Origin of the sequence: Granulicella sp. S156 (genome assembly GCF_009766105.1) — a bacterium.
Lineage (GTDB): Bacteria > Acidobacteriota > Terriglobia > Terriglobales > Acidobacteriaceae > Granulicella.
In genome coordinates this window covers 96,315-122,201 of record NZ_LMUH01000020.1, presented here as the reverse complement: position 1 = coordinate 122,201, position 25,887 = coordinate 96,315, and the positions used below count along the sequence as shown (strand labels likewise).

The window sequence follows — 25,887 nt, the reverse complement described above, 5'->3', positions numbered from 1 at the left end:
TGTGATGATTGACGTTACTGATCTGCGACATAAGCGCCGATACGATGTGCGAGGCCCGGTGATAGCCGTGCGATCACCAGGCCATAGATGAGGGAGAGCGCGAGAACTCCCAATACGATCCAGGGCAAGACATTGAAAGGCCACGCCTGGCCGGGCTGGACAAAGCCCCAGAGCGGAAACAACATGACCAGCGTACCGACGATCGGCATAACGATATGGCGAACAACATTGAGTTCGCTCCGGCGATACCGCACGATGTAGACCGGAAGCGCGAGGTTGGTGAGCATGTAGGTGAGGATGACCGGGATCATGCCGAGCGTGCCGGCGAAGCCGAAATATTCCATGGGTGCGACTCCGCCCAATAAGCCAAAGCCGAGAATAAGAGCAACAGCGAGGATGAGGAACACCCACATCGCACTATGTGGCGTCTGATGCCGCGGATGAATCTTGCCAAGAAACTCTGGCAGCAGGCCTTCGCGGCCGGAGTTGAAAAGAATACGCGCCTGGGAGTTCACAAGGCCAATCAGTGAACCCAGAATACTGGTGACACCAGCGAGATAGGCCACTGCCAGCAAGGCCGGCGCGGACGTTTTTAGCCCATCAATAAAGGGCAGTTGCGAGGCGCCAAGGGCATGCGCATCCATTTTGAATCCGACCGCTGTTGCATAGGCGAGGAAGATATAAAACAGGCCGATCGACAATGTACCGGTAACCAAGGCCCGCGGAATGTTGCGACGTGGGTTCTCCGTCTCTTCCGCGAGGGAGGCAGAGTTCTCCCAACCGATGAAGAGATAGATGGCCAGCGGGAATCCCGCTCCAAGACCCGCGAGACCTCCGGTCAGGCTTGAAAGCCTGAAGGGCGCGAAGGTCAGGGAGTGGGGATGGGCAACCATCATAAGCACGCTCCCCAAGACCAGAAGGCCAGCCTCGAAGTAGAAAAAAATGCCGGACCAGCGCGTTGAGAGACCAATGCCCCGCATGACCAACCAACCCGTTGCAGCCGATAGAGACACGGTAAGAATGGCCCAGTTGACCGATAGGTGAAGAAAGAGCCTCAGCGTCTCGGAGATCCAGACGCCGGCAACGGAGACGATCGTCGATGCGGCTACGATATAGCCGAATATGACGAACACCGAGACAGCAGCGCCAATCGAAGGACCAAACGCCTTCCCGGTAAAGGTGACGAACGATCCCGCGGAGGGGATGAATTGGGAGAACTGCGCGATGGTGTTGGTTAGAAACAGAATCCCCACCATAGCGGTAAGGATAGTCAGCGGCGCTGCAAGTCCGGCTCCTTGCACGATCACCGCAAAGCCGAAGAAGAAGCTCATCGCAGGCGCGATGCCGGCAAGGGTGGTTGCCACGATGTGGCTCAGGGAAAGAGTATTGCGCCTGAGCCGCGTCTCGTCACCGACTTGTAGGGTAGATACCGTTTCACTAACCGACATAGTGCCCCTTGACTAGGTGGTTGGCGTTTATGCAGCGCTGGCTTCGCTGCGGGGGGACCATTCGTCTTCGATTTTATTGCGCAGTATGCCGATTCCTTCGATCTCAACCTCGCACACGTCGCCATGCTTCATGAACAGCGGTGGTTTTCTCGCTGCGCCAACACCGGACGGGGTGCCTGTCACAAGGATGTCACCGGGAGAGAGTGTGATCGCCTCGCTCAGAATCGAGATCAGCCGCGCCACGCTGAACACCATGTCATCCGTCGAGCCATTCTGGACGACGACACCGTTGAGGCGAGTCTGGAGGCTCAATCCTTTCGCGCCGGGCGAAAGCTCATCGGCTGTTACCAGATACGGGCCGAACGCGCCGGTATCGTCGAAATTCTTTCCGATGGTCCATTGCGGAGATTTTTTCTGAAAGTCGCGAACGGAGGCATCGTTGAAGATGGAATAGCCAATGACATGGTTCAGCGCATCCTGCTCGGCAATGTGTCGTCCGCCAACGCCGATGACGGCAACCATCTCCCCTTCATAATCCAGCTGGGTCGAGACGGTGGGACGAATGATCGATGCACCGGCTCCGATCAGGCTGGACGTAAAACGCGTGAAGATGGTGGGATAGTCCGGAACGACGAAGCCGCTCTCAATCGAATGATCGACGTAGTTAAGTCCTACGCAGATGATCTTTCCAGGAGCCGACAGTGGCGGGTTTAGCGTAACCCGATCGAGATCGACGACAGGTCCCTTCTCCAGTACAGCCGCTGCCTCATCGAGAGCGTGGCTGCCCTTCCGGACAAGAATATCCAGAGATCCTGGGAAACCTGGGTCTCCGCTCAACAAGCCGTGGAAGTCTCCATTCGGAGCTGCAACTGCCAGCCCTTCCTGTTCTCCGCTGCTGAATGCAGCAAATCTCATGAGTGTCGCCTTTCTTTGTTTGGCAGCGGGGTGGAGGTGATCGAGTTGGCGTCGATGTCCCCGCTCCCTCCAACATCGCTTAGTAATTTATATTTGTCAACGGATAATATATTTTATAGGCATTGCGGGTATCCTAGCAGGGTGAGTATTTGAAAGCTGGGCAGCTTGGGATTGGAAAAGCACTGATGAGCAAAGGGTTGTCCGCGAACATGACCCAGGGAGCCTATGAGGGCTTGCGCGCCGATCTGCTCGCTTGCCGCATTCTGCCAGGGAAAAAGTTGAAGATCAACGAGCTCTGCGAGCGGTTTTCAGTGAGCCTGGGAGCCATTCGCGAGGCTTTGTCACGCCTTACTTCCGAAGGCCTGGTGGTAGCCGAACCACAGCGGGGCTTTCGTGCAGCCCCCATCTCGGCGTCTGATCTCGTGGATCTGACGATGGTGCGCATTGAGGTCGACAGCCTCTGTCTCACGCGCGCCATCTCCTACGGCGATGTGGACTGGGAGACTCAACTGGTCGCAGCAGCACACCGGCTGGAGCGGACGCCCGAACGAGTTCCCGATGATCCTGCGCGCTCCAACGAAGACTGGGCTGAAGCACATGCCGCGTTTCATCTCGCTCTCGTGCAGGGGTGCGATAGCCATTGGCTGCTTCATCTGCACACTCTTCTCTACGCGCAGAGCGAACGCTACCGGCGGCTATCTGTACCGTTCGCGATCACAGGACGCAACGTAAACGAGGAACACCGGGCCATCGTAGCCGCGACACTTGCGCGCGATGCGGCACTCGCGGTGCAGCTGCTCACAACCCATCTGGAGGCTACGTCACGTATTTTGCTGAATGCGGTGGTGGAGGGGAAAAAACTATTGGAGGACGTACAGGACTCGGCAGCATAGACACTGCCTCGGGATCGGTGCAGCGGAGATCAGCAGACAAAAATGTCCGCAGGCATTCTCCTGTCGGTCTTTCCCTTGATAGCTACTCGTTTAGCGCCGAGACTTTTTCTTCGCAGCCTTAGCAGGAGCCTTCCGCACCGGAACCTTGGCTTTCACAGGAGTCTTGGCTTTTGGCTTGGGGGCTGCCTTCTTCGGCGCGACCTTCTTTACTGGAGCTTTGACCACCTTCTTAGCAGGAGCTTTCACGGCCTTCGGTTTGGGCTTGGAGGTCTTGGCGGCCGGCTTCGAAGCCGTCTTGACCGCTTTCTTAGCAGGAACGGACTTCGAGACAGCTTTTTTAGCGACGACAGCTTTAGCTTCAACCTTCTTCGCCGGAGCTTTGCTCGGAGCCTTGGCAGCTGCAGCCTTCGGAGCTTCGACTTTCGGAGCCAGGGGCTTTCCCTTTGCCGGAACAGCCGCCGAGTCTTTTGTAGCGACGGCTGTGGTCTCAGCTTCTGTATCGACGGAATCATCCGAGCTGACTGCCGCCTTCTTGCTGCGCGACTTGGGTGGCTTCGTCTCGCGCTTTACCGCGCGGCGGCGCACATGTACCGGCGGCGGAGGTGCTGGAGGAGAGAACGGCTCCAGATAGGCCTTCGCCGTCTCAGGGGTGTCGAGCTTGCCATCCATGATGGCAAAGAAGAGCTCCTCGAGTAGGTCATTGTAGCCCGGCAGGTCGGGAGTAATGCGCATCTCCTGCATCAGCTGATAAGGAATGCGCTGACGAGCTTGCGGCCATTCTTCAAAGAAAGCCTTGAAGCGTGCCTGGACCGAAGAACCCTTGGCAGTGTGAGCCAGCCACAGCACCTGTTCGGGCACCGCAGATAGCAGCATCTTCCAGGCGTCGGACGGAGCAGCTGCAGCCTTGCTCGTAAACTGCGCGGCAAAAGTCTTCGTCTCCCCATCAAGCGCCGCGATCTGCTCGACGAATCCCGGCCGCGCGAAGCTCTTTTTGAGAGCATCGACTTCCTTGGGCGCAAGCTTTGCGGTCAACAACGGGAAGTATGCAGCCGAGGGATCAGGATGGATGCCCATCGACTCGAGCTGGCCGACGGTATCGCGGAGGCGGTTCAGTTCAGCCTCATTGGCCTTTGCCGAGGTCCATGCCGGGAACAGGAATTTGTTCCAACCCTCAGATTCCAAACGGCGCAGCACGCGGAGCGGGTCCTCTTCGTGAAAGATCTCCTCCGTCTCATAACCGCGCTCGGTGTCGCCCAAGGCAGAGATATAGCCTTCGGTCTTGCCCGTGTCGTAACGCTGCTGGGTCTTCTCTTCCATGTGCCAGCCCAGACGTGCGCCAAATCGGGCTGCCCGGATCATGCGGGCCGGGTCTTCGATAAATCCGTAGTTGGATACCAGCCGCAACTCGCGGTTATCGATGTCGGCGACGCCGTTGAGCGGATCCATCAACAGACCGTAAGACCCCTCATTCAGTGAGATGGCCATGGCATTCGCGGTAAAGTCGCGGCGGCGCAGGTCGTCAAGAATGGTGGCTGGCCTAACCACCGGCTTGCCTGGCTTCGGGAAGGAGACGGACAGAGTCGAACCGACCTCAATACGGATACCCCCCGGAAACGTGAAGTAAAGGGCCTGCATCAGGTCGGACTCGCCGACTAGCGTACCGCCAGCATGCTGCAAGTCTTTTCTTAGCTTTAGCGCATTTCCTTGAACCGTGACATCAAGATCGCGGATCGGTGAACCGCTGGTGAGGTCGCGAACGGCCCCTCCAACGAGAAAGACGGTCATGCCATGCGCACGCGCGGCGTCACGTACCTTTGTCAGTGCTTGTCGTTGTGCGCCTGTCAATCGGGTTTGCAGCAGATAGATGTAGTCAGCCATCGGTTTGTGCTCTCGCTCCGGACGGTTCTGAGGCGCTTCTGAACCGTGGTGTAACTTGCGGCGAATCAACTATTTGGAGAGCCCCGGAGGCTCGACGCAAAGCTAGATTGTACACGAGCAATATTACTTTTACCAGTTTTTTGCACTACTTTTGCAACGTTTCGTAAACGGGTCATCCTCCTTTCACGTCGATCAGCTATTAGCGCTGCTGGAAGACGCCACGTTTTTGTCCGTTTGCAGCGCTTATGCGACAATCCGACCAACCAGCAATACCGCCTATGGCAATCGCGCAGAAGAAAACCGTGGTTCGTCAGTTTGATGGCTCGCTCACCTGGGGATATCTGCCGCAGAGCGGTTTTGTTGCAGGCGAGACGGTCGAGGTCCTCGACCCTGCCGGTCGTGTCATCCCTCTTCTTCTAACCCAGATCAAAACCATCGCGTACGTGAAGGACTTCAATCTCGATCAGGCAGTCGATCCTGAGCAGATTGGACGCCGCAGCTTTCTGAGCAGACCCCGTAGCGATGGCCTCTGGTTAAAGCTCGGATTTCGAGATAACGATGTCCTTGAAGGCTTAGCGAACTTCGATCTCGGGTTTATCGAGTCCCTTCTGGACGACCGCGGGCTCTCCATTTCACCTCCCGATGCCAGATCGAACACGCAGCGCATCTTCGTTCCGCGTGCAGCACTCGTTTCCGTTCAGGTGCTGGGTTTTATCGGCTCCACGCCCAAACAGAAGACCATACAGCGCGCTTCGGCCACCATCCAGACCCAACTCTTCGACGAGTAGAGCCGTCCCACCTTCGATACAATCGCGAGCATGAAGCTGAAGGACTTGGCAGAGCGCCTTGGTGCGGAACTAGTAACGGGCGATGGGCAGGAAACGCTGGGTGACGTGGAGATCACGGGCGTAGCAGGCATAGAAGACGCCAGCTCTAGCCACGTGACCTTTGTCGCCAATCCGAAGTATGCGGGATTGGCCCGCTCGACCCGAGCTGCGGCAGTCATCGTGGAACCCGAGTTCGCGGCTATCGGCGTGCCCACTCTGCGGGTCAAAAACCCCTATCTGGCCTTTGCCCGGGCCATTGAAGTGTTCTATCAGCCGCCGGTATATGCGCCGGGCATTCATCCGACAGCCGTAATCGATCCCAGCGCCAGGATTGGCTCTGGAGCGCATGTCGGTGCTTACGTCGTGATCTCGGCCAGCTGCGTCGTGGGCGATGATGCTGTAGTGCTTCCCCACGTCGTGCTCTATCCGGGCGTAACGATTGGAGACCGGTTCTTTGCGCACGCGCATGCAGTCGTTCGCGAGGGCTGCCGGTTAGGCGACGACGTTGTGCTCCAGAACGGCGCGATCATCGGGGCTGATGGATTCGGGTTCGCGAAGGATTCGACCCGGCGCTGGGTCAAGATTGTGCAGTCGGGACCTGCCGTACTGGAAGACGCCGTCGAGGTACAGGCCAATGCCTGCATCGACCGCGCCTCCATCGGTGAGACACGAATTGCACGCGGAGCGAAGGTCGACAACCTGGTGCAGGTTGGCCATGGTTCGACCGTGGGAGAAAATACCCTGCTCTGCTCGCAGGTAGGTCTGGCGGGATCAACGACGGTGGGCAAAAACGTCATCCTTGCAGGCCAGGTGGGCGTTGCCGGGCATCTGACGGTAGGCGATGGCGCCATTGCAACGGCTCAGAGCGGAATCCCCTCGGATGTTGCACCGGGAGCTGTTGTGAGCGGATACCCAGCGATGGACAACCGGGCATGGCTTCGTACCGTTGCGGCAGTGAACCGCCTGCCGGAGCTGCTGCGGAAGTTACGCGAGCGCTGATAGGCTTGCAGGATGAAGTCAGCAACTCTCTTCGGCCATCGGTTTCTGGGCCTGACCTTCGTCGCGTCCTCTCTGCTGCTCCTTGCAGGATGCCACTCAGCCTACATAGAAGCCACCGTGCATAACTCCACCGGAGGGCCGGTTTCGGTGGTCGAAGTGGACTATCCGAGCGCGAGCTTTGGGACGCAATCGTTGGCGGATGGTGCGGACTTTCACTACCGGTTCAAAGTGCTAGGCAGTGGCTCCACAAAGGTGCTGTGGACGGATGCGACGCATCACGACCATACCGTTGCCGGACCGTCGCTGCAGGAGGGCGCAGAGGGTCGCCTGCTCGTGACCCTGACTTCCAGCAGCGCTAGCTGGGATGTGAATATCCATCCAGTGCGGTAGGCCACCTCGTGCAGTAGACTCAGCTTCGTGAGCCGAGGTTTTTTCATTACGTTCGAGGGTCTTGATGGGTCGGGAAAAACGACTCAGCTACGTCGTTTAGCAACAGCACTAGAGGCAGAGGGTTTGCGCATCGTTACATTGCGTCAGCCGGGTGGAACGCCCCTGGGCGACCGCATCCGCGGCGTCCTGCTGGACTCGCGCACGGAAGCCGAGCTAGGCGGGATTGCTCCGGCAGCCGAGATGGCGCTGATGTTCGCCGATCGCGCGCAATCGCTCGAGCATGTAATTCATCCTGCGCTGGCGGAAGGCGCAGTCGTTCTCTGCGACCGCTATACGGACTCTTCCGAGGCCTATCAAGGCGCAGGCCGAGGCCTGGGAAGCGAGCGAGTGCGGGCGATGCACGCAGCGGTCTGCAATGGTTTCCAGCCTGGCCTGACGATTCTTCTGCTGCCGCCACTGGAAGGCTCCTTGATCCGGGCGAGACGCCGCAATGAACGCCATACCAAAACTCGCGGCACAGATGAAAGTCGCTTCGAACGCGAAGGCGACGAATTTTATGGGCGAGTCTATGAGCAGTACCGCGAGATTGCACGGCGAGACTCGACACGAGTGGTTGCGATTGAAGACGAGGCCAGCATTGAAGCTATCGCAGAACGCATCCTTACAATCGTTCACGAACGCATGGCAGATTAATGTCTGAAAAGGGTGACTACGTTCAGGCGAAGGAGGTGGGCGGTTGGCGTCTGCCCCCCGGCCTGCGCAAGGTGCTTCCCTTCTATATGCGGCGAGCCTGGGTTAGTTTTGGCGAGCCCATTCCTCTGTTCGAGCACTTGCACAAGACCTTCGGACCGATCGCGCACTACCGGTTTATGGGAACCTTGATCGTCTTTGTGAATGATCCTGCCTGGATTCAGGAGATCCTCATCAACCAGGCGGGCAGCTTCATCAAGGAACGAACGCTGCAGCGGATGAAGATTCTGCTGGGTGAAGGACTGATCACATCCGACGATCCGATCCATATGCGACAGCGGCGAATAGCAGCGCCGGCCTTTCATCGTCAACGCATTGCAGGCTATGCCGAACAAATTACCGCCAGCGCGGCTGCTACGCGTGAAGCGTGGACGAAAGACGTGGAGTTCGACGTTGCCGATGCGATGATGCAGCTCAGCCTGCGTATCGTGGCGCGGACTCTGTTCGATACAGAGGTAACGCCAGAGGTCCTGTCCGTAGCCGACGAGGTCAATACGATCATGGGACTCTACAACTACCTTGTTGCCTTTCCAAAACTAGAGAGCGTACTGCACTGGCCGATTCCAGGTGTCATGAAGTTTCGCCGCTCCAGGGCACGGTTGGATGTGATCGTTGAGCGAATGATCGCCAGTCGCAGAGCGTTGTCGCGAGAAGAGCTGGAAAGCCGAGGCGATCTGCTTTCGGAGCTGGTAGCTGCGCGGGACGAGGCGGCTGCTGAAGGCGATCCCGACGGGATGAGCGATAAGCAACTCCGGGATGAGACGCTGACGATCTTTCTTGCCGGATATGAAACCGTTGCCAATGCGTTGAGTTGGACCTGGTATCTGCTGAGCCAGAATCCCGACGCCGCCGCTCGCATGGAGGCAGAGGTCGATGAGGTACTTGGCGGCCGCGCTGCAACGCTGCAGGATTACCCCAACCTGCGCTTTACGGAGATGGTCTTTGCGGAGTCCATGCGACTCTACCCGCCTGCCTGGGCGATGGGACGAAGATCGACGAAGGCTGTTGAACTTGGCGAGTACAGGATTCCTCCGGGAGCGCATTTTTTCTTCAGCCAGTATGTCCTGCACCGCTCTGCTGAGTTTTGGGAGGAACCGGAAGCATTTCGGCCTGAACGTCATACCCCGGAAGCGAAGGCGGAACGGCCACGATTCGTCTATTTTCCGTTTGGTGGCGGTCGGCGGCAATGCATCGGAGAAAGCTTTGCGTGGATGGAGGGAGTATTTTCTCTAGCGACCATTGCGCAAAAGTGGCGACTGGAGTTTGTACCGCGCTATCCCGTTGTGGCCCAGGCAAAGATCACGTTGCGGCCCAAATTTCCCATGATGATGATCCCGCGCGCGCGGTTTCCACGGGGTGAGCAAGACCCCATGAGCCGGGTGCGATAGGCTGAGGAGATGGCACTTCCTTCCAGCTTCGCGGAGTTTCTCGGCAATCCATCGACGGTCGAAAGCCTGCGTGCGGCGATTGCAGCCGGGCGGCTGCCGCACTCGATGATTGTGGCCGGACCGCGCGGAGCGGGCAAATACACCCTTGCACTCATGCTGACGATGGCGCTGCAGTGCGAGCGACAGCCTCGTGAGATTGCAGCCGATGGCCGTTCGTTGGCAAGCTTCTGCAGTATCTGCCGGAACTGCACCCGCATCGCGGAGAGCGCGGAGCTTGAGACGAAGGTCGAAGAGGCGGTTGCTGCGCGCGAAGAGATGCGCGAGACCGACAAAAAAGACACGCGTGTACTCGTGCAGACGCATCCGGATGTATTGATTCTGCCGCCGGATCCACCGCAGTTGCTCATCAAGCTGGGACAAGTAAGAACGCTGATCGGGCGCTCCCAGCGCACACCTTCCGAGGCTCCGGCGAAGGTCTTTGTCATCACTTCAGCTGCGTTCATGAAGGAGGCGGCGAATTCCCTGCTGAAGGTTCTGGAAGAGCCGCCGACCTATGTACACATTCTGATTCTGGCGGAGAATCTTGGCGAGTTGCTCCCGACGATCCGGTCACGCTGCGCTGTTGTGCGGCTGGGAGCGCTTCCGTCGGAAGAGATCGAAGCTCTGCTGACGCGGCTTCGGCCAGAGAGCAACAAGACGGAGCGTGCGTTGCTGGCGCGGTTGAGCGAGGGTGCGGTTGGACGCGCACTGGGGTTCAATCTTGCCGAGTACGTTACTGCGCGTGCGGATGCTCTGGTAATCCTGCGCAGTGCCATGCAGTCTGGAGATCATTCTGTACTGTTCCGTATGACCGAGACCTACCGCGCTGGGGCTGAGGGACAGGCGAAGACGACAGCGCTTTTGCGGGCATTGGCGAGCGTACTGGAGGACATCCTGCTGTTGCAGGGTGGCGCTCCCGATCGGGTGCGAAATGCAGATATCGACAAAGAATTGCGGCAGTTCGCCGAGAGCGTTGATTTTGCATGGCTTGAAGCGGCTGTTCGAGGCCTGGATGCGGTGCAGAGCGGACTGCGGCGAAATCTGCTGCGAAGCCTGAGCCTGGATGCGTTTGCAGCAGAACTTGGAACCGCTGCCCGGTAATAGAACGGTTCTGCATCGCCTGTGCAGTTTTCTAGCAACCAATCGCTGTCGCAGAGCGTCTCTTTTGCAACGCTTGCACTACAACGTTATTTTGGACGGTCATCAGCCGTACATGAGATATGCCTCCTCACGCCTCTTCAGGCGGCGGAAGGCCTTGGAGCGGAGAGGATGTTGAACGAATTGACCGAGATCGCACGCAAGGCTGATGCAAATGCCTTCAATGGAACACGCAAGCTGGTTCGACCCCATCTACCCGCCAGCGACCGCCGGCGCGATACGTTGCACAACGATGATCCGTTGACCCACGCGATGTCTGAGACCCACACCGTTCCAGAGAGTTCACATGCTGAGGTCTTCTACTTTCAGAAACAGGTACAGCAGCACACAGAGATGACTGTGGTGCTCGAAGACGGCGAAGAGATCAACGGTGTCATCGAGTGGTATGACAAGTGTGTTGTGAAGTTAAAGGCTGGACGGCGGCGGGTAATGATCTACAAAACCGGCATCAAGTACATGTACAAAGCCAGCGAAGCTGCAGCTGGCAAAAGCGTTATGAAGTAAGCTTCAGGACGGCCTGGCGGCTTTCTCAAGCCGATCGCGAATGGCGTCATTGAGACCGCCAGATGGCGGCATCGGGCAGAGAATGAGGTTGACGCCGCGATCATCGAGCGCGCGTAAACCGGCAAAGAGCGCCGCTGCCAGCGCGACGTGATCGTTCCAAGCAGCCCACGGTTCAACCAAAACTAACTCATCGAGATGCCAGTCGCTGGGCAGAAGAACGCCGATCTGTTTTGTCCCTTTGGCGAGCATGTCGCGCAGCGACTGATTCAGTGCTTGCTCAGAGCCTTCGACGAGCACCAGACGAGCTCGCGGGGCGTAGTGGCGGATGCCGACGCCTGGAGATGGCAACGATTCCTGTGGCAGGCCTGTAGATGCTTCTGACGGGCGGAAGACTTCGACAGCTACGCCGGTAGCGGCAGTGATCTGTTCTGCCGTAACGGCGCCAGGACGATAGAGCATCATCGGCGTCTGAGCCGGATCGAGCACGGTAGATTCCAGGCCCACCGTCGTGGGACCGGCATCGAGTACAGCATCGATGCGGCCAGCAAGATCGGCGAGGACATGGGCTGCGGTGGTGGGACTGGTGTGTCCAAAGGTGTTAGCACTAGGCGCAGCAATCGGCAGCGCGACGGCTCGCAGCAGGGCGAGGGCCGCAGGATGTGACGGAACACGAACCCCTACAAGCGGACGGCCTGCGGTGACGACGCTCGGTACGGACATATTGCGTGGCAGCAGGAGCGTTAGCGGGCCGGGCCAGAAGGACGCGGCAAGGAGCTCTACGCGACGCTTCAGTTCCCCCTCTACGCTGGTGATGGAACCGATCTCGGCTGGCGACGCGAGGTGCACGATCAGCGGGTCCCATGAAGGACGTTGTTTGGCCTCGAAGATCTTTGCCACAGCAGTTTCGGAGAGCGCATTGGCGCCGAGGCCGTAGACCGTCTCCGTGGCGAAGGCGACCGTTCCGCCGGAACGCAGGAGATCGGCGGCACGAGAGATATCTTCGAGTTTTCCCGCGTCGAGATGAAGCGTCGTCGGCATGAGGGCTCTTGTTATCGTATCGGGCCTGAGGCAGTTCCTCTATACCGTTCTTTTCCCAGGTATATCCAGAGCCTCGGGGCATTCGCACCGTTTTTCCTCAGGAAAAGACATGCGGAGAGTTATCTCAGTTGCAAAAAAGAGGAGAGAGGCGTCTGTCGAACGTATACTTGCCGCATGCACGGTGCGGAAATCGAACTGAAGTTTCCTGTGACGGATGAGCGGACGTTCCGGTCTCTGGCGAGCGAACTAGGCTTTCGGCTCGAGACAGAACGCACCTTCGAAAGCAATACCCTCTACGACACGCCAGAGCGCCGATTGCGCGCGAGCAAACAGCTTCTGCGGCTACGACAGTACGGCACACGCAGCACTGTGACGCACAAACGACAGGCGACGGATGTCGACGCGGGAGCACGCTACAAGACGCGGATCGAAACCGAGAGCATCGTTGAAGACGCCGAAGCGCTTGCAGAGATCTTCACCCAACTGGGCTTCGTTCCGGTGTTTCGTTATGAGAAGTACCGAACCGAGTGGGTCGCTGAAAACGGCGGGCATCTTGTGCTCGACGAAACGCCAATTGGCGTGTGGGCCGAACTGGAAGGTGAGCCGGCCTGGATTGACGCCATGCTGAAGCAACTGGGTGTTGCCCCGGAATCCTGCTCAACCGCAAGCTATGGCACGCTCTTCACGGAGTGGAAAGCCGCGACGGGCAGTCCCGCTGCGAATCTGACCTTTGCGGAAGCAGACGCGCTGGCAGCGCATTAAAGAGCAGGAAACAGCAAACAGGAAGTAGGAATAACAGCGCTGTTTGCTGTTTCCTACTTCCTGTTTCCTGCCTTTAGAAGATCTGGAAGTTTACTTCGATATAGAGATCGACCTTAACGGGTTTGCCATTCTGCATCGCGGGTTTGAACTTGTACTGGCGAACAGCCTCGACGGCTTTCTCATCCAATCCCATGCCTACCCCACGAGCGACCTTGATATGCGAGGGGTTTCCCTGCTCGTCGACCCACAGATAGACCTCGACGTTGCCGGAGAATTTGGCCTTGCGGGCCTCCTCCGAGAACTCAGGATCGGGGGTAAAGATCGGCACGGGAGGCTTTACTGCGCCGCCGACATGCATCACCCCGCCGCCGGTATTGCCACCGGAACCAGGTCCGATACCACTCCCGTTGCCTGAACCAATGCCTGTGCCGTTGCCGTTCCCCATCGAGAAGCCCTTGAGGGACGAGTTGGGCGCGCCGATGTTCGGCATCGTGTTGTTGGCCATCTTCAGGTCCGGCTGGACGACGACGGTCGGTTCGATGGCAAGTTTAGGAGCGATCGTCGGCGGAGCTTTGGGAGGAACGATCTGCTGCTGAGCCAGCTTGGGCAGATGCCCCTGCGTGACCGGAGCGAGATCGTGCTGCCCGCCACCGCCACCGATCGCGGTCTGTTTCGGCGCGACAGGGGGAGGCGGTGGGATCACATCGGTCAACACCATGGTCTTTTTTACCGGCTGCGCAACCTGAACATGATGTGCTATCAGGAACACAATCAACAAGATAACGAGCACATGAAGGCCCACCGCAAATGCGGTCGAGGCTGGGCTGCGCTTGGTCGCCATGGGGTCCGGCACGGCAATCGGCGTGGACTCCAAGACCAGCGGAGGGAGTTTGACCGGGAAAAACACGTCGCGAAAGCTGGACCAGAGGGAGGTAAAGACACCCTCTTCCTGAATCTCGCCGGTAATATGCGGCTCTTCATCGGCTGGACGAAACGCCGCAGCAACGTGTTGTGGGTCATCGGGGGGGAGGATGTGGGTATCGGCCATAGATAACAAACGAGAACTGAAGTGATAGCGTGCTGTACTGCGGTCAGCCACACCGCACCGAAAAGGTGTTCTGTGCTCCGGGAATCATTCTACAAACTCTGTTCCCGTTCGTGCTCTCTTTTAGACGCAAAGTAACGGCAAGAGGTCTCGTCTGAGATAACCACCCTCTTCTGACTTTACAATAAGGGTTTGCGCCTTGGGTTCCACGGTTCTGTTCTGTGGTTGCCTCGGAATGCGCGAATGATGGAGAGCTGGATGCCGGAAGTTCCTGAAGCGAAGACCTTGAAGAGCACGCTCAACCTGCCCAAGACAGAGTTCGCCATGAAGGCGAACCTGCCACAGAATGAGCCAACACGGCTGGCACAGTGGGATGCCAGTGACCTGTATGCGAAGATCCGGGCCGCCCGTAAGGGGTCGCCCAAGTACATCCTGCACGATGGCCCTCCCTACGCCAATGGTGCGATTCACCTGGGCCATGCGCTCAATAAGTGCATCAAAGACTTCGTCGTAAAGACCAAGACGATGGCGGGCTTCGATGCTCCGTATGTTCCCGGCTGGGACTGCCACGGCCTGCCGATCGAGATCAAGGTTGACGAGAAGCTGGGCGGCAAGAAGCTGCAGATGGATGCCGTAACGGTCCGCAGGGCCTGCCGCGAGTATGCGGCGAAGTTTATCGACCTGCAGCGCTCGCAGTTCAAGCGGCTGGGCGTCTTCGGGCGTTGGGATAAACCCTATGCCACCATGGACTTCCCCTATGAAGCCAGCATCCTTGAGACATTCTACGGATTTTACGAAAAAGGTTTCGTCTACAAAGGGCTGAAGCCGGTCTACTGGTGTTCGCACGACCACACGGCGCTGGCTGAGGCTGAGGTGGAGTACGAGATGCACACCTCGCCCAGCATCTATGTGCGCTACAAGCTGACGAGTGATCCGGAAAAGATCGATTCTCGGCTTGCGGGCAAAGAGGTTTACACCATCATCTGGACGACGACACCGTGGACGATGCCTGCGTCCATGGCAGTCGCGTTCAATCCTGAGATTGAGTACGTCGCTCTCGAAGATGGTGCTGTTGTATATATCGTCGCCAAGGAGCTGGTTCAGCAGGTCCGCGAGGCCTGCAACCTCATCGGCGACCTGAAGGCGGCGGTTGAGATTGCCAGCTTCCCCGGATCGAAGCTCGACCGTGTGACCTTCGCGCATCCCTTTCTTGATCGCGAGATTCTTGGGGTCAACGCGGACTATGTCACCATCGAGCAAGGAACGGGTGCGGTGCATACCGCTCCAGCGCATGGGCCGGATGATTTCGCCACAGGCCAGCGTTACGATCTGCGGTTGACCTGCGATGTCGATGCCCAGGGCAAACTGCGCAACGGTTTGCCGGAGTACGACGGCCTGTATGTGCATAAAGCCAACGCTCCTATCATCGAGTTGCTGGCGACAAAGAACGCGCTGATGGGCCGTCACAACCTGGAGCACAAGTATCCGCACTGCTGGCGTTGCCACAACCCGCTGATCTTCCGCGCTACGGAGCAGTGGTTCATCCGCATGGAGACGCCCGTACTCTCGCCAGGAGAAGGCACGACGTTCCGTGAACGCACGCTGGAAGAGGTCAAGCGCGTCACGTGGGACCCGGCATGGGGCGAAGAGCGTATCTCCAACATGATCGCGACACGGCCCGACTGGTGCATCTCGCGGCAACGCATTTGGGGCGTGCCCATCGCCGTGTTTCTGTGCGAAAAATGCCACGAGCCGCTGAATGACCCAAAGATCAACGCGAGCGTGGTCAAGGTATTTACACGCGAAGGCGCCGATGCCTGGTATACACGCTCGGTCGACCAGTTGCTCCCGGTTGGAACGACTTGCCGGAACTGCAATGCGATCATGCAGTTCCGCAAGGAGATGGACATTCTCGATGTGTGGTTCGAGAGCGGCTCGAGCTGGAAGGCAGTGCTCGAACATGAGCCTGAGCTGGCGTTTCCATGCGACCTCTACGCTGAAGGCGGAGACCAGCACCGCGGATGGTTCCAGTCGTCCCTTCTCAACGCTGTAGGGCTGCGCGACATGTCGCCTTTCCGCAGGGCCACCACCATTGGCTGGACGCTCGGGGAAGACGGAAGTGCTCTCTCGAAGTCTCTGGGCAACGGCGTCGATCCGGTAGATGTGGCCAAGCGGCTCGGTGGCGAGATCATTCGTCTGTGGGTCGCGAGCGTCGACTTCCGCGAAGACGTAGTCGCCAGCGAAAACATCATGCAGCGCGTAAGCGAGAACTATCGCAAGCTGCGCAACACGCTGCGCTTCCTGCTTTCCAACCTGTCCGACTTCGAGCCTGCGAAGGACGCGGTGGAGTGGGCAGCGCTGCAGCCGCTCGACCAGTACATCCTGGCACGCACAGCGGAACTCGACGCGAAGATCCGCAATGCCTATGACGACTTTGAATTCCATCGGGCGTATCAGGCACTGAATGAGTTCATCAATACCGACCTGAGTGCGCTTTATCTGGATGTGATCAAAGACCGGCTATATACGCTGGCGCCGAACAGCCCTGCGCGACGGAGTGCGCAGACTGCCCAGTGGCGTATCGCTGAAGCTTTGACGCGGCTCATCGCGCCAATCCTTTCATTTACCGCCGATGAGGTCTGGGAGCATCTGCCGAAGGTCGAGGATCGTGCGGCCAGTGTTCATCTGGCGCTGTTCCCTGCCATGCAGGAGATTGTTCCTGGCACCGTCTCCGGTCTGGAAGACGATTGGGAGCGGCTGCTGGCCATTCGCTCGACCGTGATGATCGAACTCGAAGCTTTAAGACTGTCGAAGACTATCGGCAAGTCGCTCGAGGCGAGCATACAGGTGATTGCGACAGAGGGCTCCGCGGACGCTGCACTGCTGGTGAAATACGAGACGGCTTTGGCAGAGTTCTTCAATGTTTCGCAGGCGAGCGTGCAGGTTGTGGGAGCGACGAACGAGAGCTCCGCATTTCTGATACGCGCCACCGTTGCCGAAGGCAGCAAGTGTGGCCGCTGCTGGCGTGTGGTTCCCGATGTGGGTGCCGATGCCCGCTGGCCTGCGGTATGCACGCGCTGTGCTGAAGCGCTTGAAGCAATTGGATTTCCACCCATGAAAGAAGAGGCAGCGTAATGGCGGCTCGTAGTGCAGGGCGCGATTGGCGCTGGCTGATGTTTGTGATTGCGGCGATTGTGATTGTTCTCGATCGCTTGTCAAAGCTCTGGATCGTGGCGCATATCAAGGCAGGCCATGCGATCGTGGTTATCCCTAGGGTCTTTCGGTTGACGCATGTGTTGAATACGGGCGCGGCTTTCAGCCTGTTTGAAAGCATCAAGTCTCCGCTGTTGGTGCGGAACATGCTCGTCGGTTTTTCTGTTCTCGCGATCCTGGTTGTCATCGTGCTTTTGTGGCGCATGGGACGTGCCTTTACCCTTACGGCGTTTGCGTTGGCGCTAATCCTCGGTGGTGCCACCGGGAACCTCTACGACCGTATTCGTTACGCTCACGTTGTGGATTTTCTCGAGGTCCGCATCGTTCACTATCACTGGCCAGATTTCAATGTGGCCGATTCAGCGATCGTGGTAGGCGCGTGCCTGTTGCTGCTTGAGATCTTGCGACCGCAGAAGGCAAACTGATCTATGGCAACACCAACAGTCAACGACAAGATCGTGATTCGCGGCGCGCGAACACACAATCTGAAGAGCATAGATGTCGATATACCGCACAACTCACTGACGGTGGTCAGTGGCGTTTCAGGTTCGGGGAAATCTTCGCTCGCGTTCGACACGGTGTATGCCGAAGGCCAGCGCCGCTATGTCGAGAGCCTGTCGGCGTACGCGCGGCAGTTTCTGGAGCGCATCGAGAAGCCCGATGTCGATCACATGGATGGCCTCGCGCCGGCGATTGCAATCAAGCAGAAGAACCAGACGCGCAATCCGCGTTCGACCGTTGCGACTGCCACCGAGATCTACGACTATCTGCGCCTGCTCTACGCCCGCTGTGGAACAGTAACCTGCCTGCACTGCGGCGGTATCGTTCGCCACGACACCGTCGATGAGATCGTGGCCCGAGTGCTCGCACAACCCGAGGGTACGCGCGTCTATGCCCTCTTCCCTGTCGTGCGGCGCGAGATCAAATTTGAGCCGATGCAGGGACCGTCCGTGGATGCCGAAGCGGTTGTTGCCGCGCCCGCGAAGAAGGCTCCCAAGCAAAGCGCCAAAGCGAAGAAAGAAGCCGCGCCTGTTGCGGTCAATGTGACCGACGCGATCAAGGAGCGGCTGGGCGAGCTTCGCCGGCGCGGTTACAACAGGCTGTGGCAGGCTTCGGCAGAGGGTAACGATGCGGGCCGTATCGTTGAGTTTTCTACCCCCGAGTCCTTGCTCGAACTCGACTTTGCAGCACCCGAGACGCGGCCTATCTACGTCCTCACGGACAGGCTTGCGCTCTCCAGCGATATACGCAGCCGTCTGGTCGACGCGATCGAGACCGGCTATCGCGAGGCAGGCGAGATCGTCTTTCGGACGGTTCCACGAGAGGAATCCGAACGAGCTGAATCTCTGCGGTTTTCAGCCGCGTTTGAGTGCTCCACCTGTCATCGCGCCTATCGCGAACCGGAGCCGAGGCTGTTCAGCTTCAACAATCCGTTTGGCGCTTGCCCGCGCTGCCAGGGTTTTGGCAACACCATCGACTTCGACCCAGGCCTCATCATTCCCGACAAGTCGAAGACGCTCGATCAGGGCGCCGTCGATCCATGGACCAAGCCGAAGTATCGCGCGCTCCACGGAGAGATGAAGCGTGCGGCAAAGACTGCCGGGGTTCCAATCGATGTTCCCTGGTATGACCTGACAGAGGCGCAGCAGCGCTTTATCGAAGACGGACAAGGCAGCTGGCCCGGCATTCGCGGCTTCTTTGCCGAGCTCGAACGCAAGAAGTACAAGCTGCATGTGCGTGTCTTCCTGTCGAAGTATCGCGGCTACGCGACCTGCCCCGACTGCCGAGGCCAGCGGCTGCGCGCTGAAGCTCGCGCCGTGTTGCTGGAAGGCCGAAACATCTGCGAGGTCAGCTCGCTGACGATCACAGCGGCTGAAGATTTCTTCGACACGCTGACGCTTACTCCGGCACAGACCGAGATCGCCGGAAAGATCCTCGAAGAGGTGCGGCAGCGTGTGCACTTTCTCGAGCAGGTGGGACTTGAATACCTGACGCTCGATCGACTGAGTTCCACGTTGAGCGGTGGTGAATCGCAGCGCATTCAACTGGCGACGAGCCTGGGCTCACGGCTGGTCGGCGCGCTGTATGTGCTCGACGAGCCTTCGATCGGCTTGCATGCACGCGATACCGCGAAGCTGGTGACGATCATGGAAGAGCTCCGCGATCTCGGCAACACGATCCTGGTGGTAGAGCACGATCCTGATGTGATTCGCGCAGCCGACTACCTGCTTGATCTCGGACCGGGAGCCGGAGAATTAGGCGGCCGGCTGCTGGCTGCGGGAACGGTTGCGGAGGTTCGTGAGAACCCTGCATCGCTGACGGGCAAGTATTTGAGCGGCCGCGCGAAGATTGCGATACCGAAGCTGCGCCGCGAACCAGGCCGAGAGAAGCTCGTGTTGAAGGGCGCACGCATTCATAACCTGCGCGGCGTCGATCTGGAGGTCCCGCTAGGTCTCCTGTGCTGCGTGACAGGTGTCTCAGGCTCAGGAAAGTCGACCATTGTGCATCAGGTGCTGTACCAAGCACTGATGCAGGCGTTGGGCCAGGGCGAAGGCAGTGGGCTTTCAAATTCATCCAGCCTGGCGAACCTGTATCGTGAGCTTTCGGGCGTGCAGTATTTGAACGACGTCGTTCTGGTAGATCAGTCGCCGATCGGACGGACGCCACGCTCGAACCCAGTGACGTATATCAAAGCCTTCGATGCCATTCGCGAACTCTTCGCGGCGCAGCCGGATTCAAAACGCAAAGGCTTGTCAGCGGGGTCGTTCTCCTTCAACGTGCCTGGCGGACGCTGCGACGTCTGCGAGGGTGACGGCACAGTCACGGTCGAGATGCAGTTCCTGGCCGATGTCGAGCTTCCCTGCGAGGAGTGCAACGGCACGCGTTACAAGGCTTCTCTGCTTGAGGTCAAATACAAGGGCAAGAATATTCACGATGTGCTCGGCATGACGGTGAGGGAGGCGCTTGGGTACTTCGCAGGCAATCCCAAGATCGTCGATAAGCTGGCTGTGCTTGATGAGATTGGGTTGGGCTATGTGCGGCTTGGTCAAAGTGCGACGACGCTCAGCGGCGGTGAGGCCCAGCGCGTGAAGCTGGCGCAGCATCTGGCATCGGCACGTTCTGGTGCCTCCGGGGGTGCGGGGAGCGTCAAAGGCGAAGCCAAGCGAGCGGCGAGCCGCGTTCTCTACATTCTCGACGAGCCGACGACTGGCCTGCACTTCGAAGATGTAGCCACGTTGCTAGCCGCGTTTCGCAAGCTGATCGATGGCGGTGGATCGTTGCTGGTCATCGAGCATAATCTCGATGTCATCAAGAATGCGGACTGGGTGATCGACATGGGGCCGGAGGGCGGTTCGGGTGGAGGACAGGTGGTCGCGACAGGTACCCCCGAGGAGATTGCCAGGGTGAAGGGTTCGCACACAGGAAAGTGGCTCGCAACAGTGCTGGGCGACGGAAACGAGAAAGCATGATTCGACCTTCGGTACGCTTTGCAGTAGCGTTTTGCGTGGTATTGGGTACAGCCCAGGCGCAACAACTTCCGGCCGGGACTCATGCAGCCGACGCACCCTCACAAGCGGATGCCGCGAGCGGGCGCATTCAGGAGGCGGAGACGGCGCTCGAACACCAGGACTACAAGAATGCCGAAGCCAAACTCAAGGTACTGGCGACGGAGCGTCCTAAGGATGGGCGCGTGCTCTACGATCTTGGCTTTGCGGAAGAGCGAACCGGCGAAGAAGACGCCGCAGCACAGGCCTATGCCAGCGCCATAGCCGCGGATGCGACGCTGGGCGAGCCTCGAGTGGCTCTGGGACTTCTGGATGCGCGTGCTAACCGCTTTCAGAAGGCGCATCAGGAGTTGCAGGGTGCAGCCGCGCTAACGTCGGCGACACCTGAGCTACGCGGTCGTGCGCTGCGAGCCCTGGCAACCATGGATGCTGCCAGTGATCCGCCACATTCGGCTCTGGCCAGCGATGAATTACTGGCTGCGGTGAAGCTGACGGGTGAAACCCCCAACGACATCATGATGTCGGCTGACCTAGCTGCCCAGTTAGGGGACGATGCCGACTCCGAGGCGGCATATCGTCGTGCCCTTGCTGCCGATCCGCAGAATGTCGACGCCATCGCCGGGCTTGCGCATGCTTTGGTACAAGACAAGAAACAGCAGGAAGCCGAGCCGATTCTGGCCGAAGCCCTGAAGGCGCATCCCAATGACCCGCGCCTCGTAGCACAGCTGGCGTCAGCCTATGCCTCCGAAGACAAAGCGCAACAGGCGATTCCGCTGGTAGAGCAAATGCGCGCGTCCGATCCTCAATTAGCCAATGATGACAACACAACGATACTGCTCGCCCGGCTATACGGCATGAACGGCCAATACCCGGAGAGCGAGAAGCTCTACAAGGCTTTGATCGCGGACAATCAGGACGACCCGGCGCTGCTGGACGATCTCGCCGATGCCTTCATCAAGGAACAGCATTATGCCGACGCTCAGCCGCTGCTGGTGAAGGCGGTTGCGATGCGCTCGGACTTTGACAGCGATGAAGAGTGGGCCGAAGCGGCCGGACATCTTGCGTTTGTAGCTTCGAAGAACCACGATCCACATACTACCTTGCAGGCGCTCGCGTCACGCGCAACGGTTCTGCCCAACTCACCATCTTCCCTTTTCCTGGAAGCAACCGCCCATGACACCCTGCGTGAGACGAAAGAGGCTGTAAAGGCCTACCGCGCGTTTCTTGCGGTAGCCGATGGCAAGTTTCCCGATCAGGAGTTCCAGGCACGCCATCGTCTGGTAGCTCTGCAGAATATGAAGTAGCGCCGACAAGCGTGTTAGGCTGACGAAAGCCGTGTCTGTTACCGCTCTGCCAACTGTTTCGTCCGAACTCATCTCGATCTTCGAGCAGGAGTATCGTGAGCTTCGTCCACGGGCTCCTATGCCGTTGCTGGAGATCAAGTTTCGTCGCTTTACCAGTCTGAATACAACGATTCGGCTGCGCGACGGGAAGTTGATTGTCCGGCTCTCCGACCTGCTGGTGTATGCGCCCGAGCCGATACACCATGCCATTGCGCACATTCTGCTGGCCAAGCTGTACCGGAAGCCGATCGCACCGATCTATGCCGACCGCTACCGCCGCTATACGCAGTCGGAAGCAGTATCCAAACAGGCGGAGCGTATCCGGCAGGACCGCGGACGCAAGCGTATCAGCACGGCGCAGGGACATCTCTACAATCTTGACGAGGTCTTTGAGGCGGTTAATCTGCGCTTCTTCCACGGCCTGTTGGGACGCCCTACCCTGACGTGGAGCGCGCATGTCGCCAAGCGGATGCTCGGCCACTACGACGCCGCGCACAACACCATCGTCGTCAGCCGTGTCTTCGATAGGCCCGGGACGCCACGCTACGCCATCGAATACCTGCTGTACCACGAGATGCTGCACCTGAAGCATCCCGTGCGGGTGCGTGCGGGACGGCGCTGTGTGCACTCCAAGGAGTTTCAGGCTGAGGAACGGCTGTTTCCGGAGCTTGAGCTGGCGCGTGAGTATCTGAAGCGGTTGTAGAGAAAATCCTTAACGCAGAGATCGCAGAGGTTTCGCGGAGGTCGCGACGGAATCCATGGCGACCTCCAAATTAGGAACCTAGCGGTATCCGCTTCAGGCCTCTGCCGGACTGGCCTGAACCTTTTTCGGCAACGGCGTGGACACAATCGCTTCGTTGTTGCGTGTCGCAAACATGAGGAGAGCACCCACTACGATGGTTCCGAGCGCTGCGAGCTGCGCATTCGACATGGTGTGCCCGAAGTAGAGCTTCGGGTTGATGCGGACGAACTCCACCAGGAAACGACCGATTCCGCTGAGAACGAGATACTCCCCTGTGAGGAAGCCAAGAGGACGAGGCTTCGAGGCCTGCTTCCACAGCCACCAGCCGATGGCCAGTGAAAACAGCAACTCATAGACCGGGGTTGGCTGTACCAGGGCATCCGGCGGATTCGTTGGAACCAGGGCGTTCCAGGCCATATGGACACCCCACGGCAACGTGGTGTTGATGCCATAGTCTCCATCTCCCGAGGTCAGGCAGCCGATGCGGCCAACGCCGTAACCGATGGCTGCCGCCGGGGCAGCAAAGTCCATCAACCTCAGGCCTGCGCGAAGTCCGCGAAGTCCGTTCGGCCTGGCGAGATGGCCTTGATAGATCAGCATGGCCACACCGGCCAGCAAGCCTCCGAACCAGGCAAAACCCGCCTGGAACCAACGCAGGAAGCCGAAAATAATACCTAGAGGATGATGCCATCCCGGGAGCATGATCTGACGCCAGGCGAGGACGAGCTCGCGCGGATTCTGCAGCTCGTGCCAGGCCTTTGCGCCAAACACGCCGGAGAGTGTGACGACAGCAACGATCGTGAGCGCATCGGCGTCTACGCCGTTGCGAATGAAGTTCTTATGCAACACCACAGTGGCACAGACGGCCGCCAGCCAAAGGAGCAGCCCAAACGTCCCGATGTGCAGGGATCCAATATTGATAAAAGGGTACATGTCTCCTTCGAGTATATCGGGAGGAGCGCCGGAGCCTTGTTCGGATAGCGTCAAGCTGGAGATAGTCACATGTTTTCCTCAGCGTGCTTTCGCGCTAACCTACGCCCATGTCTACGAATGTGCCCGAGTTTGTGTCCCCTGGAACCATGGATATCCTCTTCTCCAAAGAACAGATAGCTGAGCGCGTACACGCGCTGGGCAAGGAAATCTCCGAAGAGTATGCCGGACAATCGATTGTGCTTATTGGGGTGCTCAAGGGCGCCGCCATCTTTCTCGCCGACCTCGCAAGGTCTATCGAAGTGGACAATACCTTCGATTTCGTTGCTGTCTCCAGCTATGGCCGTGCGCGCGTGTCGTCAGGCGCCGTCAAGCTGATCAAGGACATTGATAACCCCATTGAAGGCAAGCACGTCATTCTGGTCGAGGACATCCTCGATACCGGCCTGACCTTGAGCTACCTGCGCGGCCTGATGCTGCAGCACAAGCCTGCCTCCCTGAAGATCGCCACCTGCCTGGACAAGCCTGAGCGTCGCCTGGTGCCCATCGAAGCCGACTACGTGTGCTTCAAGATCCCCAACCGCTTTGTGATCGGCTATGGCATGGACTATGCCGAGCGCTATCGCGGCGTGGAAGACATTCGCCTGATGCCGGAGACCCCTCCCGGGCACTAAAAACAGGAAGCATGAAACAGGAAACAGGAACGGCAAACTTTCGCTTTTCCTGTTTCCTGTTTGCTGATTCCTGTTTCCTTGCTGCTCTAAGATAGAAGCATATGTCTTCTGCATCACACGCTTCAGCCTCTACGACTCAGATCGTTCGTCCGGCGCGCAGCCTGCGCGGTTCCCTTACCCTGCCTGGCGATAAATCGATCTCGCATCGCTACGCCATGCTCGCCGGATTCGCCAGCGGAACCTCGCGGCTGACGAACTTTTCCACAGGGGCCGATCCGCACAGCTCACTGGCCTGCATGAAGGGCATGGGAGCGAAGGTCTCTCTCGAAGACCGGGCCATTTCTGTAACCGGTACGGGCGGCGTGCTGCATCAGCCGAAGCACGATCTCGATTGCGGCAACTCCGGCTCGACGATGCGCATGCTCGCGGGACTCGTTGCCCCACAGCAGGGTGTGTACAGGTTTGTCGGCGATGAGTCTTTGACGGTGCGGCCGATGGAGCGCATTCGCAAGCCTCTGGAGGCTATGGGCGCGCGTATCGAGCTGACCGAAGGCCACGCGCCGATGACCGTTCACGGTGCGGCCCTGAAGGCTATTGATTTTGAGGCCCCGATCGCCAGTGCGCAGGTCAAGACGGCTGTGCTGTTCGCGGGCCTGCAGGCGCAGGGGGTTACGTCGTTTGCCGAGTCTGTGCGCACTCGTGATCACACCGAGCATGCGTTGCGAGCCTTCGGTGCGGAGCTCGAACGGCGCGAAGAGCGTGTGTTTATCCGCGGCGGCCAACAGCTACAGGCCATCGACGCAACGGTGCCGGGCGATATGTCTTCAGCTGCATTCTTTCTGTGTGCAGCACTGCTCTTTGAGGACTCCAATCTCGTGCTCGACGCGCTGGGCATGAATCCGACACGCTCGGCGCTGCTGGATGTCATCACCTCACTGGGCGGCACCATCAAGGTGCTGGACGTGCAGGAGCAGTATGGAGAGATGGCTGGAACTATCCAGGTGAATCGCGGACACGCGGGCCTGAAGGGAGTCGATATTTCGGGTTCTCTTTCCGCACAGTTGATCGACGAACTCCCTGTCATCGCCGCCATAGGGCCCTATACGAAGGACGGCATCCGCATCCGTGATGCGAAGGAGCTGCGCGTGAAGGAGTCGGACCGCATCGCCCTTGTCGTCAAGAATCTTCGCGCGATGGGCGCTGAGGTCACGGAGCATGAGGATGGGATGGATATCCCCGGCGGCCAGCGTTTGCGCGGTGGTGTGGTCGACTCCGGCCAGGACCATCGCATCGCAATGGCCTTCTCCATCGCGGCACTGCGGGCTGAAGGAGAGACGGAGATTCACGGTGCGGAGGCAGCGAGCATCTCGTTTCCGGAGTTCTTTACCTATCTCGATGAGTTAGCCGTTCGTTAGAGGGGGAGGACGATGAGCCGGGAGATATCG

At 58.7% G+C, this 25,887-nt stretch carries 22 protein-coding genes; 16 read left to right on the top strand and 6 right to left on the bottom strand.

The window, feature by feature from the left end:
• Positions 1-14: 14 nt before the first annotated feature.
• A complete protein-coding gene (locus tag GSQ91_RS15225; protein ID WP_158822616.1) occupies positions 15-1,448 on the bottom strand; it encodes an APC family permease in 1,434 nt (477 codons plus the stop codon).
• A gap of 27 nt (positions 1,449-1,475) precedes the next feature.
• Entirely contained in the window at positions 1,476-2,363 is an 888-nt protein-coding gene (locus GSQ91_RS15220) for a fumarylacetoacetate hydrolase family protein (RefSeq protein WP_158822615.1), read from the bottom strand.
• A gap of 185 nt (positions 2,364-2,548) precedes the next feature.
• On the opposite strand from GSQ91_RS15220, the gene GSQ91_RS15215 reads away from it, so the two are divergent.
• Positions 2,549-3,256 carry a GntR family transcriptional regulator gene (locus tag GSQ91_RS15215; protein WP_158822614.1) on the top strand — a complete coding sequence of 236 codons (708 nt, stop codon included), beginning with the start codon at positions 2,549-2,551 and terminating at the stop codon, positions 3,254-3,256.
• 90 nt (positions 3,257-3,346) lie between these two features.
• On the opposite strand, the gene GSQ91_RS15210 is transcribed toward GSQ91_RS15215, so the two are convergent.
• A complete protein-coding gene (locus GSQ91_RS15210; protein ID WP_158822613.1) occupies positions 3,347-5,134 on the bottom strand; it encodes a CCA tRNA nucleotidyltransferase in 1,788 nt (595 codons plus the stop codon).
• Between the two features lie 278 nt (positions 5,135-5,412).
• Here GSQ91_RS15210 and GSQ91_RS15205 point away from each other — a divergent pair, with 278 nt between their 5' ends.
• From GSQ91_RS15205 to GSQ91_RS15175, 7 genes are all read left to right on the top strand, one after another.
• Entirely contained in the window at positions 5,413-5,922 is a 510-nt protein-coding gene (locus GSQ91_RS15205; RefSeq protein ID WP_158822612.1) for a hypothetical protein, read from the top strand.
• A gap of 30 nt (positions 5,923-5,952) precedes the next feature.
• Complete coding sequence (gene lpxD, locus GSQ91_RS15200) at positions 5,953-6,960, top strand: UDP-3-O-(3-hydroxymyristoyl)glucosamine N-acyltransferase (RefSeq protein WP_158822611.1); 1,008 nt, start codon at positions 5,953-5,955, stop codon at positions 6,958-6,960.
• Positions 6,961-6,972: 12 nt separating this feature from the next.
• On the top strand, positions 6,973-7,350 hold the full coding sequence (locus GSQ91_RS15195) for a hypothetical protein (RefSeq protein WP_158822610.1): 378 nt from the start codon (positions 6,973-6,975) through the stop codon (positions 7,348-7,350).
• Between the two features lie 27 nt (positions 7,351-7,377).
• On the top strand, positions 7,378-8,043 hold the full coding sequence (gene tmk / locus GSQ91_RS15190) for a dTMP kinase (protein WP_158822609.1): 666 nt from the start codon (positions 7,378-7,380) through the stop codon (positions 8,041-8,043).
• Entirely contained in the window at positions 8,043-9,488 is a 1,446-nt protein-coding gene (locus GSQ91_RS15185; RefSeq protein WP_158822608.1) for a cytochrome P450, read from the top strand. Before tmk ends, GSQ91_RS15185 begins: the two co-directional genes overlap by 1 nt.
• Before the next feature lie 9 nt (positions 9,489-9,497).
• On the top strand, positions 9,498-10,628 hold the full coding sequence (locus tag GSQ91_RS15180) for an ATP-binding protein (RefSeq protein WP_158822607.1): 1,131 nt from the start codon (positions 9,498-9,500) through the stop codon (positions 10,626-10,628).
• 168 nt (positions 10,629-10,796) lie between these two features.
• Positions 10,797-11,189, top strand: a complete 393-nt coding sequence (locus GSQ91_RS15175) for an RNA chaperone Hfq (RefSeq protein WP_158822606.1) — start codon at positions 10,797-10,799, stop codon at positions 11,187-11,189.
• A 3-nt stretch (positions 11,190-11,192) separates the two neighbouring features.
• Here GSQ91_RS15175 and GSQ91_RS15170 read toward each other — a convergent pair whose 3' ends face one another.
• On the bottom strand, positions 11,193-12,227 hold the full coding sequence (locus GSQ91_RS15170) for an L-threonylcarbamoyladenylate synthase (RefSeq protein ID WP_158822605.1): 1,035 nt from the start codon (positions 12,225-12,227) through the stop codon (positions 11,193-11,195).
• 174 nt (positions 12,228-12,401) lie between these two features.
• Here GSQ91_RS15170 and GSQ91_RS15165 point away from each other — a divergent pair, with 174 nt between their 5' ends.
• Complete coding sequence (locus GSQ91_RS15165) at positions 12,402-12,989, top strand: class IV adenylate cyclase (RefSeq protein ID WP_158822604.1); 588 nt, start codon at positions 12,402-12,404, stop codon at positions 12,987-12,989.
• A gap of 73 nt (positions 12,990-13,062) precedes the next feature.
• Here GSQ91_RS15165 and GSQ91_RS15160 read toward each other — a convergent pair whose 3' ends face one another.
• Positions 13,063-14,037 (bottom strand): energy transducer TonB, encoded by a 975-nt coding sequence (locus tag GSQ91_RS15160; protein WP_158822603.1) that lies wholly within the window; start codon positions 14,035-14,037, stop codon positions 13,063-13,065.
• 255 nt (positions 14,038-14,292) lie between these two features.
• Between GSQ91_RS15160 and ileS the strand changes: the two genes are divergently transcribed.
• Genes ileS through GSQ91_RS15135 form a run of 5 tightly spaced genes read left to right on the top strand, consistent with a single transcriptional unit; the run spans position 14,293 to position 22,799 of the window.
• Positions 14,293-17,169, top strand: coding sequence for an isoleucine--tRNA ligase (ileS, locus tag GSQ91_RS15155; protein ID WP_158822602.1), 2,877 nt, complete (start codon positions 14,293-14,295; stop codon positions 17,167-17,169).
• Positions 17,169-17,672 (top strand): signal peptidase II, encoded by a 504-nt coding sequence (gene lspA, locus GSQ91_RS15150; protein ID WP_158822601.1) that lies wholly within the window; start codon positions 17,169-17,171, stop codon positions 17,670-17,672. The genes ileS and lspA overlap by 1 nt, the downstream gene beginning before the upstream one ends.
• A 3-nt stretch (positions 17,673-17,675) precedes the next feature.
• Positions 17,676-20,717 carry an excinuclease ABC subunit UvrA gene (gene uvrA, locus GSQ91_RS15145; protein ID WP_158822600.1) on the top strand — a complete coding sequence of 1,014 codons (3,042 nt, stop codon included), beginning with the start codon at positions 17,676-17,678 and terminating at the stop codon, positions 20,715-20,717.
• The gene (locus GSQ91_RS15140; protein WP_158822599.1) at positions 20,714-22,057 is read left to right on the top strand and encodes a lipopolysaccharide assembly protein LapB; all 1,344 of its coding nucleotides are present in this window, start codon (positions 20,714-20,716) and stop codon (positions 22,055-22,057) included. The genes uvrA and GSQ91_RS15140 overlap by 4 nt, the downstream gene beginning before the upstream one ends.
• 31 nt (positions 22,058-22,088) lie before the next feature.
• Positions 22,089-22,799, top strand: coding sequence for a M48 family peptidase (locus tag GSQ91_RS15135; protein ID WP_158822598.1), 711 nt, complete (start codon positions 22,089-22,091; stop codon positions 22,797-22,799).
• A gap of 93 nt (positions 22,800-22,892) precedes the next feature.
• On the opposite strand, the gene GSQ91_RS15130 is transcribed toward GSQ91_RS15135, so the two are convergent.
• On the bottom strand, positions 22,893-23,840 hold the full coding sequence (locus GSQ91_RS15130; protein WP_158822597.1) for a prolipoprotein diacylglyceryl transferase: 948 nt from the start codon (positions 23,838-23,840) through the stop codon (positions 22,893-22,895).
• A 38-nt stretch (positions 23,841-23,878) separates the two neighbouring features.
• Between GSQ91_RS15130 and hpt the strand changes: the two genes are divergently transcribed.
• Positions 23,879-24,442 carry a hypoxanthine phosphoribosyltransferase gene (gene hpt / locus GSQ91_RS15125; RefSeq protein WP_158822596.1) on the top strand — a complete coding sequence of 188 codons (564 nt, stop codon included), beginning with the start codon at positions 23,879-23,881 and terminating at the stop codon, positions 24,440-24,442.
• Between the two features lie 101 nt (positions 24,443-24,543).
• Positions 24,544-25,857, top strand: coding sequence for a 3-phosphoshikimate 1-carboxyvinyltransferase (aroA, locus tag GSQ91_RS15120; protein WP_158822595.1), 1,314 nt, complete (start codon positions 24,544-24,546; stop codon positions 25,855-25,857).
• Positions 25,858-25,887: the final 30 nt, after the last annotated feature.